The sequence below is a fragment of the Maribacter huludaoensis genome (assembly GCF_029350945.1).
In the GTDB taxonomy this organism is placed as follows: domain Bacteria; phylum Bacteroidota; class Bacteroidia; order Flavobacteriales; family Flavobacteriaceae; genus Maribacter; species Maribacter huludaoensis.
Map to the genome: position 1 here is coordinate 55153 of NZ_JARKMS010000007.1, position 12946 is coordinate 68098.

A 12946-nucleotide genomic window follows, 5' to 3' on the forward strand; every position below is an offset into this window, starting at 1 on the left:
AGATTTAGTTGCGTTTAGAGATTTCATCTCTCAATTTTGCCGCCTTTTCGTAGTCTTCGTTGGTGACCGCTTTTTTTAATTCTGCTTCTAATTCATCTATAGTAAGCTCTGTGAAACCGTCAGTTGCACCAGATTCTATTTCTATAGTTTCCCCTTCTTGCAAAATCTCATCGACCATAATGCTGTCGTCATTATCTTTTTGATCCTTCTCTTTAGAAGAGAACTTTAAGAAAATACCAGCTTTGTCCAATATTGTTTTATAAGTAAAAATGGGAGCGTTGAAACGTAACGCCAAAGCAATGGCATCACTGGTTCTTGCGTCTATAATTTCTTCTATGCCATCTCTTTCGCAAATAATGCTGGAGTAAAATACACCATCTACCAATTTATGAATAATCACCTGTTTGATAACAATATCAAACCTGTCAGAGAAATTTTTAAAAAGGTCATGTGTAAGTGGTCTTGGTGGCTTGATCTCTTTCTCTAAAGCAATTGCAATAGACTGAGCTTCAAAAGCGCCAATGACAATAGGTAACTTTCTATCACCTTCAACCTCGTTCAAAATAAGTGCGTATGCACCGTTTTGAGTTTGACTATAGGAGATCCCTTTTATTTTTAATCGTACTAGACTCATAGGTTTTTAACTAAAAAAGGCTGTTAGAATACTTGGGGCTCCAACTATTCAAACAGCCCTTTAAGGGGCACAAAATAACAAAAAATTAACCGTTTTGTGCTTTAAAATCCTTTAATTTTTCAATCAATTGAGGAACTACTTCAAAGGCATCACCAACTATTCCATAATCTGCGGCTTTAAAGAAAGGCGCTTCAGGGTCATTATTGATGACTACTTTGGTTTTAGAAGCACTTACACCTGCTAGGTGTTGAATTGCCCCAGAAATACCAATGGCTATATAAAGGTTACTGGCTACGGGTTTTCCTGTTTGCCCTACGTGCTCTCCATGAGGTCTCCATCCTAGGTCGGATACTGGTTTGGAACATGCGGTCGCAGCACCCAAAACATCGGCTAATTCTTCGATCATTCCCCAATTTTCAGGGCCTTTCATTCCTCTTCCCGCAGAAACAACGATATCGGCATCGGCAATAGTAGCCTTGCCAACTACTTTATCTATCTCAACAGATTTGGTATCGTTTGTGGCTGTATCTGAAGTAGCGCCTATTTCTTCAACAGAAATAGCGGTTTTGTTTTCATGGGCGCCAAAAGCATTGTTAGATACACCTACTATTTTTATATCGGTATCTATTTGAGTATGGGCAAAACCTTTATTACTGAATGCGGTCCTTTTTACTGTAAATGGCGATGTACTATCTGGAGCTTGAACTACGTTAGGTGCATAACCTGCTGATAGTTTAGCTGATAACAATGGTGCCAAATACTTGGTATCTGTGCTAGAGCTTAAAATAACCACTTTGGCATCTGTACTCTTAACGGCTTCGGCAATGGATGAAGCGTAAGATCCGGCATTAAAAGTTGTTAGTGCATCATCTTTTACGTTTATGACTTTTGAAACGCCATAATCGCCAAGTGATTCGTTTTCGCTGCTATTAAAAGCGATTGCTGTAACAGTAGTGTCCATCATTTTGGCCACTGCAGCGGCATAAGAGGCAACCTCGTACGCATTCTTTTTAAATTTTCCTTGTTCTGATTCTGTATATACTAAAACTGACATCTTTTTTGTTTTTAATGATTACCTATTAAATAGGTTGTTATTAAATGACTTTGGCTTCGTTATGTAAAAGATCTACCAATTGATCCACGCTATCGGCAAGTTTAACTTGACCTTTTGGAGCCGGTTTGTCGAATTTTTTATCTTCGGTAGCCTTGGTCGCATCCACAGGTTCAACGACAGTAAGCGCCTTTTTTCTTGCCATCATAATACCTCTCATGTTAGGAATACGGAGGTCGCTTTCTTCAACAAGGCCTTTTTGCCCACCCACTACCAATGGTAGGGAGCTGCTTAATTTTTCCTTTCCACCATCAATTTCTCTAACAGCGGTTACATTGGTGCCGTCAATTTCAAGACTAATACAAGAGTTTATGAAATTCATATTGGTCAAGGAAGCTAGAATTCCTGGAACCATTCCTCCATTATAGTCAATAGATTCTCTACCGCCAATAACTAGGTCATAGCCACCATCTTTAACAACGGCCGCTAATTGTTGGGCAACGGAAAAACCATCCGTAGGTTCTGTATTAATTCTGAAAGCCTCATCCGCGCCAATGGCAAGTGCCTTACGCATGGTGGGCTCAACGGTTGGTCCGCCAACAGTGGCAATATGCACTGTGGCACCTTGTTTTTCTTTAAACCACATAGCTCTTGTTAAACCAAATTCATCGTTTGGGTTAATTACAAACTGTACACCGTTAGTGTCAAATTTGGTATCGCCATCTGTGAAATTTATCTTAGACGTAGTGTCTGGTACATTACTTATGCAAACTAATATCTTCATGTTTAAAAAACTTTATATCAATGGTGACGAAGATAGCTAATAAAATCCGAATTTACTATGCATGCATAGTAAATTTTATAACTTTTTTTAAATATTGCATTCTATTTTTTGATATTATATTTCCTATTTTTGCTTGCTTTCTAGCATATAACAAAGAATAATAATAACCATACATGAAAACACTACAATTTAGGCAAGCAATAGCCGAGGCCATGTCCGAAGAAATGAGGAAGGATGAATCTATCTATTTAATGGGTGAAGAAGTAGCGGAATATAATGGCGCATATAAGGCTTCTAAAGGGATGTTGGATGAGTTTGGACCTAAAAGAGTCATTGATACTCCAATATCTGAACTTGGTTTTGCAGGTATAGGTGTTGGTTCTACTATGACTGGTAATAGACCTATAATAGAATTCATGACCTTCAACTTTGCGTTGGTAGGTATAGATCAGATTATAAATAACGCGGCAAAGATCAGGCAAATGTCCGGTGGGCAATTTCCATGTCCTATAGTATTTAGAGGTCCAACGGCGTCTGCAGGCCAATTGGCGGCAACACACTCACAAGCTTTTGAGAGTTGGTACGCAAACTGCCCGGGATTAAAAGTGGTCGTGCCTTCTAATCCGGCAGATGCAAAAGGCTTGTTAAAAGCGGCAATACGTGATAATGACCCTGTAATATTTATGGAGTCTGAACAAATGTACGGGGATAAAGGCGAAGTGCCAGAAGGTGATTACACTATTCCATTGGGTGTAGCGGATATTCGTAGAGAAGGCAAAGATGTTACTATCGTTTCTTTTGGTAAGATTATAAAAGAGGCGGATAAAGCTGCCGATGAATTGGAAAAAGAAGGAATAAGCTGTGAAATCATTGATTTACGTACGGTAAAGCCTTTGGATTACGAAGCTATTTTAAAATCCGTTAAAAAAACGAACCGTTTGGTAGTTTTGGAAGAAGCTTGGCCGTTTGGTAACGTAGCTACTGAGATTACATATCATATACAGGCACATGCATTTGATTATTTAGATGCACCTGTTGTTAAGATCAACACTGCGGACACTCCGGCACCATACTCTCCTGTATTATTGGAAGAGTGGTTGCCAAACTATACTGATGTTGTCAAAGCTGTTAAAAAAGTTTTATACAAATAAAAGTTTACATTTGTAAAGTACCTTAGCTTCTCCGACCAAGTCTGGAGAAGCTTTTTTTATTGGTATGCTACTTATTAAAAGAATTTTATTGAACGACGTTATTTAATGAGAGACATAATATTTGCATTCTTAAGTTTATGCTTTTTCATAGCTCAAGGTCAGACCAAAATAGGCGGTATGGTCATTGATGAGCAAGGAGATCCTGTTTCTTTTGCCAATGTATTCTTTAAAAATTCAACTGAGGGTACCATTACAAATGACGACGGTAGGTTTTACCTAGAATCGGAAAATGACTATGATACGGTTATCATTTCATTTATTGGTTATACGGATTATGAACTTCAGCTAGATGCTAAAGTGGTTTATGATTTAAAAATAACCATGGTAGAGGCTGCGGAGCAGTTGAATGAAGTGGTCCTAATAGCCGGTAAACAATCTAAAAAGAACAACCCTGCTGTTGATATACTTCGTAAGATATGGGCAAAGAAGCGTCAGAACGGTGTTCGTCAGTTTGATCAATATGCTTTTGACAAGTATGAAAAGGTAGAGTTTGATTTAAACACTATAGATAGCTCACTTATAAAAAGTAAAGTTTTTAAAGGTCTGGAATTCGTTTTCCAAGATTTGGATACTTCACGCATAACGGGTAAAACATATTTGCCAATTTTCTTAAACGAGACTTTTTCCAAAATTTATGGGGACAATAAGTTAACGGAAGAGAAAGAAGAGGTTTTGGGAAATAAGAATTCTGGGTTTGAAAACAACCAGGCTATCATAGCGTTTGTGCAAGACTTGTATCAAGAGTACGATGTCTATAACAATTACCTAAAATTCTTCGATAAAAGTTTTACAAGTCCGCTATCAAAAACAGGGGTAGATGTCTATAATTATGCACTTAGGGACAGTGCCTTCATAGATAACAAGTGGTGTTATAATATTGTCTATTATCCGCGGCGTAAAAATGAACTGACCTTTAAAGGAGATTTTTGGGTGAACGATTCTACATGGGCGGTCAAGAATATTAATTTACAAGTTACCAAGAGTGCCAATATCAACTGGGTCAAAGATGTCTACATTGAGCAAGATTTTGAGGTAATGAACGATTCTGTTTTTCTTTTGAAGCGCGATTATATGTTAAGTGATTTCAGCTTTAATAAAAAGGAAGAATCTCGCGGTCTCTATGGAAAACGAACCTCTGTTTATGATAACTATGAGTTTAATAAAGTACGGCCAAAAGAAGTATATAAAAAGGATAGAAATCCTTTAGATGTTACCCAGATTATAAAAGACGATGCATTTTGGGAAAAGAATAGACTGGAAAGTTTGAATAAAGATGAGCAAGGCATATATAGCTTGCTCGATACCCTGAAAACAGTACCGAAATTTAAAAACTATTACAATTTTGTTAGCATTTTGGGCTCTGGTTATGTAGAAGTGGATAAGTGGAATTTGGACCTGGGTTCTGTATATGACTTCTTTGGATACAATACCGCCGAAGGAGCAAGGATAAGGCTGGGGGCAAGAACGTATTATGGTCAGAATGATCTTTGGCGCGTAGAAGGTTATACGGCATACGGTTTTAAGGACCATAAGTTTAAACATGGTTTGGCCGGTAAAATCCTTTTGGACAAGAATAGTAGATTTATAGTATCGGGCGGAAACCGTAGAGATATTGAACAGCTTGGTGTAAGTTTAACGGCTACAAATGATGTTTTGGGCCGTAGTATAGCATCTTCGTCTTTATTGACCGTTGGTGCAAATAATAGGCTTACGAATATAAATCTAAGTGCGCTGAACTTTGAAATAGAACCGTTGACCAACTTAAAATTATCTGTTGGTGGAACTTTTAGGACATTGAGCTCTGCTTTGCCCAGTGAATTTAGTTTGGACTATGTAAACCCTGAGTCTCCTACGGGTGTATCTTCAGAGATCCGCCAGTTTGATTTTAATGCATTGGTATTGTATACTCCAGGTAAAAAAACAATTGGTTTTGGTGTGGAGCGTAGAGATGTCAATGATACGTATAGTACCATATTGCTAAATTATACGAAGGGAACAAAAGGGGTTTTAAATAGTGATTTTGATTACAGTAAGCTTCAATTTTCATATAGCCAACCTTGGCAACTAGGTGGTTTTGGTAGGTTGTTAAGTACGGTAGAATTGGGTAAAACATTTGGTGAGGTACCGTTAGGGCTATTAAGCGTAGTGCCTGGTAACCAGACTTTTTTCTCCAATTACGGTACATTTCCAAATTTAGATTTCTATGAATTTGTAACAGATACCTATGCGGCCGTACATTTGCAGCATAATTTTAACGGTAGATTTTTCTCAAGAATTCCTTTTTTAAGAAAATATAATTTGAGGGAGATCGTTGCAATACGTGGTGTATGGGGAGATTTGTCTGATGAAAATATAGCTTTAAGTGCTCCGGCAACTATAAACACTCCGCTAAATGCACCGTCTGATCAAATATATTACGAGTACTCCTTTGGAATAGGGAATATTTTTAAGGTTTTTAGATTGGATTTTAATTTTAGGGGAAATTATCTGGATAATCCAGATGCCAGAAAGTTCGGCGTAACGGGAACTTTTGGATTTGTCTTTTAATTCAATTAATTTTTACAATTATAACTAATAAGTAACGTTTCATAACAAACTAAGAATTTAAACAACTTTAAATATGGCAGCAGCAAAAGGATTGACCTTTGATGTTTTAATAGAAATTCCGAAAGGAAGCAGAAACAAGTACGAATACGACTTCGATTTACATAAAATCCGTTTTGATCGTATGTTATTTTCTTCAATGATGTATCCTGGTGATTACGGATTCATTCCAGAAACTTTAGCATTGGATAAAGATCCGTTAGATGTATTGGTAATGGGTACAGAACCTGTTTACCCAATGACGGTAATGGAAGTAAAACCAATTGGTGTTTTTCACATGACGGATGAAAAGGGACCGGATGAAAAAATTATCTGCGTACCTGTTTCTGATCCAATTTGGAGCAATAACAATGATATAAGTGATTTAAATCCGCATAGATTAAAAGAAATAGAGCATTTCTTTCAAGTATATAAAGATTTAGAGGAGAAAAAAGTAGATACGGGCGGTTGGAGCGATGCTGCGAAAGCGGTAGAAATTTATCACGAATGTGTAAAAAGATATGACGATAGTGAGCACAAAGCGAAGCGCACTTTTATGATATAAATAATATTTTACATCATTTAAGCCACTTTTAATAATAAAAAGTGGCTTTTTTTATTCTATTCTAATTTACTACATTAGTTGATCTAACAACTAACAATAGATTAAATGGAGTCAATGATGATTTACATGCCAATTCTTATGGCAGTACTAGGCCTAGTTTACATGGGCGTAAAAAGATCTTGGGTAATGAAACAACATGCCGGAGATGGAAAAATGAAAGAAATATCGGATTACATTTATGAAGGTGCCTTGGCCTTCTTAAGTGCAGAACACAAGCTTTTGGCTGTATTTGTTGTAATAGTCAGCGTTCTGCTTGCTATTGTTTCTTTTGTAGTACCCACAACACATATGTTAATTGTGGTCGCATTTATTTTCGGAGCTATTTTTTCGGCCTATGCCGGAAATATAGGAATGAAAATAGCCACAAAAACAAACGTAAGAACAACGCAGGCGGCACGTACTAGTCTGCCTAATGCTTTAAAAATATCTTTTGGGGGCGGTACTGTCATGGGGCTTGGTGTTGCAGGCTTGGCGGTATTGGGGCTTACCGTATTTTTTATAATATTCTTTCAGTTTTTTATGGGCGGTGTTTGGACATCGACCATGGATATGACCGTAGTTCTTGAAACACTTGCGGGTTTCTCGCTTGGTGCGGAATCCATTGCACTTTTTGCGCGTGTAGGTGGTGGTATTTATACCAAAGCTGCCGATGTTGGTGCTGATTTGGTAGGGAAGGTAGAGGCAGGTATTCCAGAGGATGATCCCCGTAACCCGGCCACTATTGCGGACAATGTAGGTGACAACGTAGGTGATGTTGCTGGTATGGGCGCTGATTTGTTCGGTTCGTATGTAGCGACGGTTCTAGCGGCCATGGTTTTAGGTAATTATGTGATAAAGGATATGGGCGGTAGTATTACGGATGCTTTTGGAGGTATTGGTCCTATTTTATTGCCAATGGCAATTGCTGGTGTAGGTATTATCATATCTATTATAGGTACTATGTTGGTGAAAATAAAAAGTAACGATGCTAAAGAAGCTCAGGTAATGGGTGCTTTGAATATAGGAAACTGGACATCCATCATTTTGGTCGCTGTTTCTTGTTTTGGTCTGGTGACGTGGATGTTACCGGAAACCATGAAAATGGAATTCTTTGGCGAAGGGTTGGTAGAAATATCATCAATGCGCGTTTTCTATGCCACTTTGGTAGGTTTGGTAGTAGGTGCCGTTATTTCTTCCGTTACGGAATATTATACAGGGTTGGGAAAGGCACCCATCTTAAAAATCGTTCAACAGTCAAGCACGGGTGCGGGAACGAATATTATTGCAGGTTTGGCAACGGGTATGATTTCTACCTTCCCGTCGGTATTATTGTTTGCGGGTGCCATATGGGCATCATATGCCTTTGCAGGATTTTACGGTGTGGCTTTGGCCGCTTCTGCAATGATGTCTACTACGGCAATGCAATTGGCTATTGACGCATTTGGGCCAATATCTGACAATGCGGGTGGTATTGCGGAGATGAGTGAGCAAGAACCTATTGTAAGGGAGCGTACAGATATTTTAGATTCAGTTGGTAATACTACTGCTGCTACGGGTAAAGGTTTTGCCATTGCATCTGCCGCTCTAACATCTTTGGCATTGTTTGCCGCCTATGTAACCTTTACTGGAATTGACGGAATCAACATTTTCAAGGCTCCTGTATTGGCAATGTTGTTCGTTGGTGGCATGGTGCCAGTAGTGTTCTCCGCTTTGGCAATGAATGCGGTTGGTAAAGCAGCTATGGAAATGGTGCAAGAGGTGAGGCGTCAGTTTAAAGATATACCAGGTATTATGGAAGGTACGGGAAAACCGGAATATGATAAATGTGTGGCAATATCCACACAGGCTTCATTGAAAGAGATGATGCTTCCAGGTTTGTTGACTATAGGTTTTCCATTGGTCATAGCATTTGTTCCATTACTTTTTGGAATGAACAAATTGGCTATCGCAGAAATGTTAGGTGGTTATATGGCAGGTGTAACGGTATCTGGCGTATTATGGGCAATCTTTCAGAACAATGCCGGTGGTGCTTGGGACAATGCCAAGAAATCATTTGAGGCAGGTGTTGAAATTAATGGGGAAATGACATATAAAGGTTCTGAAGCGCATAAGGCGGCCGTAACCGGAGATACCGTTGGTGATCCGTTTAAAGATACATCTGGACCTTCAATGAATATTTTGATTAAACTTACATGTTTGATCGGATTGGTAATTGCGCCAATATTAGGAGGGCATATAGAAGAAGGTGTAGCAATGGTGAATAATCCACAGGAGGTAACCATAGAAATGAATGTAGAACGTACAGATTTGGCGGAAGCTATTGTTACTTATGCTACTACAGTTAATGGTGAATCTGTTACAGAAAAAGTAGTTTATAAGGGTACTAAGGCAGAAGTAGAAGCTCAATTAAATGCTTTTGAAAGTGCTACTGTTGAGAAAAAGGGTACGGCTACAGAAATAACCATAGAAAAAGTAGAGATCAATAAATAGTGTTTCTGCGATTAGATTATGAGAAACCATCAGCTTAGCTGATGGTTTTTTGTTTTTACAGCTATTCTAGTTGAAAGGTAATTGGAATAGCGAAGGACACTTTTACTGCAGAACCCCTCTGTTTACCAGGAGTCATTTTTGGAAGTTTTGATAAGATTCTTACGGCTTCTTTTTCTAATACATCATGTGGACCTCTTTTTTGAATAGCTCCAATAGTACCATCGTTGTTGATCATGAACGTTGTATTTACTCTACCTTCAATATTCATTTCTTGGGCTAGTTCTGGATAACGAAAGTTTTTGCGAATATGTTTTTGCATCATATCATTAAAACAGGCCCTTTTATCTTTTTCATTCTCACAACCAGGGAATACAGGAACTTCTTCAATGGTAATCCAGTTTACTTTTACTTCCTCAGGCACTTCTTCAACTTCAAAGTCAGATATGTCTACATCTTCGGTGTCTGGTGTTATTTCAATGGCGATAACTTCAGTTTCTTCAATAGGATCATCATCTTCAATAATTTCTATCTCTGTTGGTAGAACTGGTGGTTTTGTCGGTGGTATAACTTCTAATTGAAATATAGGGGCATCTTCTTCTATAGATGGGTCAACATCGTTCATGCTTATGTCAATCTCATGGATTGGGTCAAATGATTTCCATTCTAAGGCAGTATATACCATAGCTAATACTAATAGTAGTCCGACAACAAAGAACAATCCGCTCTTTTTGTTCAGGTCTTTTTGTGGATTTTTTTTTGGTCTCATAATGTTTAAATTTTAGACTTGCGTACACAAGTGGGTTATTGTTCATTTTTGCTTCTCTAAAATTATGATAGTACTATAGGTTATAAAACGAGTAATGAGTTAACGCTGCTTTTGAGTGAGTGAAACTGACTATCACTAAAATGCAGGCGGCGAATGGATGATAATGAACGATTAATTCGATAATTCTTAAAATAAAAATTTTAAACGTTGTTGAAAGACCGTAATTTTAAGCCATGGGTATTTTTAAGAAAGATAAACTTCAGATTATTAATTTTCAGTCCTACGGCAGCGCCAATCGTTTGTACGTAAGGGGTAGGGCTATTGAAGACGAAAATATCGATTTGGATCAAAAAGGTTTTTTTAATTTGATTAAAAATACATGGAAACGTTTTGAAACCGATGAAATAAAAAACGCACCTTTAAAAATAACTTTTTCGAACGGTGAAACCGTTGAAGGTAGTACCGATGGTGATGGCTATTATTTAATTGATAAGAAAATTGAAGGGCTTCAAGATTTGGCAAATGACGAAGGTTGGGTCAAATTTGAGTTGTCGTTTGGTAATACCAAACTGAAAAGGGAAATTCTTTTGCAGAATAGGTTTCCGGGTGAAATGTTGATTCCATGTGAGCAAGCAAAATTTGGAGTCATCAGTGATATTGATGACACTATTTTGCACACTGGCGTGGTGTCGTCCCTAAAGTGGAAAGTCATTTTAAACACCATGTTTAAAAGGGCGACAAAACGTTTGCAGTTAGAAGGCGCATCTGATTTTTACACAAAGCTCCATCAAGGTAAAACAGGTAACGAAGCAAATCCTATATTCTATGTTAGTCATAGTCCATGGAATTTGTACAGATACCTTGAGCTCTTTTTAAAGACCAATAATTTTCCAAAAGGTCCGGTTTTGTTGCGTAGTATGGCGAGCTTTAAAATGAGAAATAAAAGTGACGAAAAGCCGCAAAAACAAAAGGAGATCAGTAATTTATTAAAGTTCTATCCAGATTTACCTTTTATTCTCATTGGGGACAGTGGTGAAAAAGATGGCGATATCTACCAAGAAATATCTACACTGTTTCCTGGTAGAATTAAAGCTATTTACCTGAGAAGTGTAAATCATTCCAAACGTATGGCAAGAATAGAAAATCTGTTTGCGGATTTTAAGGATATTCCTTTTTTAATGGTCAATAAAACCGAAGAGGCAATAGAGCATGCCAAGAAAAACGGATTTATATAAGTATTATTCGCGTTTAATATTTGCAATCGGTACCCATCGGTTACTATCAAAATCATTTAGGGCATTTACTAGTTGAAAGCTATCAAAATCGGGCAAGTCAGATTCTAAAACTCTTGTTTCTGTAATTTTGTTTTCATCCAATAGCCTAGCTCTGCAAGTGCCTTCAAGTAAAGGTGTAGATGGGGTTATGATAACCTTGCCATCTAAAAATAGAATGTTGGCATAAGAAGTATCCGTAACAAGGCCGTTTTTAATAATTAGCACATCATCAAATTCTCCTCTTGTATTATAAAGATTGTTCAGTTTTTTACGGTTGTTTCTTTTTACGTTATACGAGATGGTGTCGTCACTTACTAATTTAAGCGACGTGGGTATACTATTTTTATATTCTGAAAATGAGAATCGGGTGCCATCTTGTTTATAGCCAATACGTAATTTATATTTTAGGTTGTTATCTAAATTGGTCAAGTGTATGCCGTCGAATAGACCATATGTAGGATGTGTTTTATACCGTTGTATATAAGACCTTCTAAATCTAGCTTCGTGATAGTCCGCGTTTTTAATTTGGCTATTTTCTATACAGACAGATTCAAATAGTGGGTACATATATTTTTTCTAAAAGTTCTTGGTATTCTTCTTCAAGCTCGCTTAGGTGGGTAATTCCACCGCCACTTTTGTAAATAAGACTACCGTTTATTCTTTCAATAAATCTAATACTTACGGCACTATCTATATTTTGTCCATCAAATACACCGAATATTCCGGTATAAAATCCTCTTGGTGAAATTTCAGCCTTTGAAATGATTTCTAAAGTTTTCTTCTTGGGAGCTCCGCTTATTGATCCTGCGGGCAGTGTCTTTAGTAATAAGGAGGCGAATTCATTTTTCCAATTTTTGGGTAATTCCCCTTGTATTTCTGTACTGGTCTGCAATAACTCTTGATTGCCTTTCTTAATTTTATCTACGAACCTAAATTTGTTGACCCTTACTTTTTTGGCAATCATAGAAAGATCGTTTCGTATAAGGTCTACAATGGTATTATGCTCATATAATTCTTTTTTATTGGAAAGTAGAAGTTCTTCAGCATTGGGCACATTACTATTAATGGTACCTTTCATAGGATACGAAAAAATGTTTCCATCTTTCACCTTTAAATAGCATTCGGGAGAAAAGACTACAAATTTGTCTTTATATAAAAGTTTATAAGGTGCATAGGCTTTTTGGTAAATATCATCTAAATCTACAGTGGTATCAAGTGCGGTAGGAAAGGTGAGGTTGAGTAAAAAGCTATTGCCTGTATTTAGTTCATGCTTAACGGTCTTAAATGCCTTCTCATAAATTTCTTTGGAAACCAATGTAGGGTTTAAATCAAAATTGGTTTCCTGGGCTGTGTTTTTGGTAAGGGTTTTATCGTTACCAATACCTTTAATATTGAAATAGATGTTTTGTTTTTCCGCTTCTTCAAACGTAAATGCCTGTTTCGTTGTTTTGTCGAAATCTATGATAAATAAAAAGGGAACTTCATCTTGAAGAAAGCGGGTAACTTTATGTTCAAAATCTTCCAATAGTATCGGGCTTTGCAAAAATGA

Annotated in this window: 11 protein-coding genes; 5 read left to right on the forward strand and 6 right to left on the reverse strand. The window is 37.4% G+C overall.

What is annotated here, in order from left to right:
- Positions 1-4: 4 nt before the first annotated feature.
- The 3 genes from PXC01_RS16930 to PXC01_RS16940 all read right to left on the reverse strand — a co-directional run bounded on the left by PXC01_RS16930 (position 5) and on the right by PXC01_RS16940 (position 2469).
- Positions 5-634 (reverse strand): bifunctional nuclease family protein, encoded by a 630-nt coding sequence (locus PXC01_RS16930; protein WP_276473469.1) that lies wholly within the window; start codon positions 632-634, stop codon positions 5-7.
- Positions 635-719: 85 nt separating this feature from the next.
- Positions 720-1688, reverse strand: a complete 969-nt coding sequence (locus PXC01_RS16935) for an electron transfer flavoprotein subunit alpha/FixB family protein (protein ID WP_276473470.1) — start codon at positions 1686-1688, stop codon at positions 720-722.
- A gap of 40 nt (positions 1689-1728) precedes the next feature.
- Positions 1729-2469, reverse strand: a complete 741-nt coding sequence (locus PXC01_RS16940) for an electron transfer flavoprotein subunit beta/FixA family protein (RefSeq protein WP_276473471.1) — start codon at positions 2467-2469, stop codon at positions 1729-1731.
- A 173-nt stretch (positions 2470-2642) separates the two neighbouring features.
- Between PXC01_RS16940 and PXC01_RS16945 the strand changes: the two genes are divergently transcribed.
- From PXC01_RS16945 to PXC01_RS16960, 4 genes are all read left to right on the forward strand, one after another.
- Positions 2643-3620, forward strand: a complete 978-nt coding sequence (locus tag PXC01_RS16945) for a pyruvate dehydrogenase complex E1 component subunit beta (protein WP_276473472.1) — start codon at positions 2643-2645, stop codon at positions 3618-3620.
- Positions 3621-3725: 105 nt separating this feature from the next.
- Positions 3726-6227 (forward strand): DUF5686 family protein, encoded by a 2502-nt coding sequence (locus tag PXC01_RS16950; protein ID WP_276473473.1) that lies wholly within the window; start codon positions 3726-3728, stop codon positions 6225-6227.
- Between the two features lie 73 nt (positions 6228-6300).
- Entirely contained in the window at positions 6301-6828 is a 528-nt protein-coding gene (locus tag PXC01_RS16955; protein ID WP_276473474.1) for an inorganic diphosphatase, read from the forward strand.
- A 105-nt stretch (positions 6829-6933) separates the two neighbouring features.
- On the forward strand, positions 6934-9357 hold the full coding sequence (locus tag PXC01_RS16960; protein ID WP_276473475.1) for a sodium-translocating pyrophosphatase: 2424 nt from the start codon (positions 6934-6936) through the stop codon (positions 9355-9357).
- 61 nt (positions 9358-9418) lie between these two features.
- Here PXC01_RS16960 and PXC01_RS16965 read toward each other — a convergent pair whose 3' ends face one another.
- A complete protein-coding gene (locus PXC01_RS16965; protein WP_276473476.1) occupies positions 9419-10123 on the reverse strand; it encodes an energy transducer TonB in 705 nt (234 codons plus the stop codon).
- Between the two features lie 233 nt (positions 10124-10356).
- On the opposite strand from PXC01_RS16965, the gene PXC01_RS16970 reads away from it, so the two are divergent.
- The gene (locus PXC01_RS16970; RefSeq protein WP_276473477.1) at positions 10357-11358 is read left to right on the forward strand and encodes an App1 family protein; all 1002 of its coding nucleotides are present in this window, start codon (positions 10357-10359) and stop codon (positions 11356-11358) included.
- 3 nt (positions 11359-11361) lie between these two features.
- On the opposite strand, the gene PXC01_RS16975 is transcribed toward PXC01_RS16970, so the two are convergent.
- Both PXC01_RS16975 and PXC01_RS16980 read right to left on the reverse strand, forming a co-directional pair.
- Positions 11362-11964, reverse strand: coding sequence for an aminotransferase class IV (locus PXC01_RS16975; protein WP_276473478.1), 603 nt, complete (start codon positions 11962-11964; stop codon positions 11362-11364).
- Positions 11948-12940 (reverse strand): aminodeoxychorismate synthase component I, encoded by a 993-nt coding sequence (locus tag PXC01_RS16980; RefSeq protein WP_276473479.1) that lies wholly within the window; start codon positions 12938-12940, stop codon positions 11948-11950. The genes PXC01_RS16975 and PXC01_RS16980 overlap by 17 nt, the downstream gene beginning before the upstream one ends.
- Positions 12941-12946 lie beyond the last annotated feature (6 nt).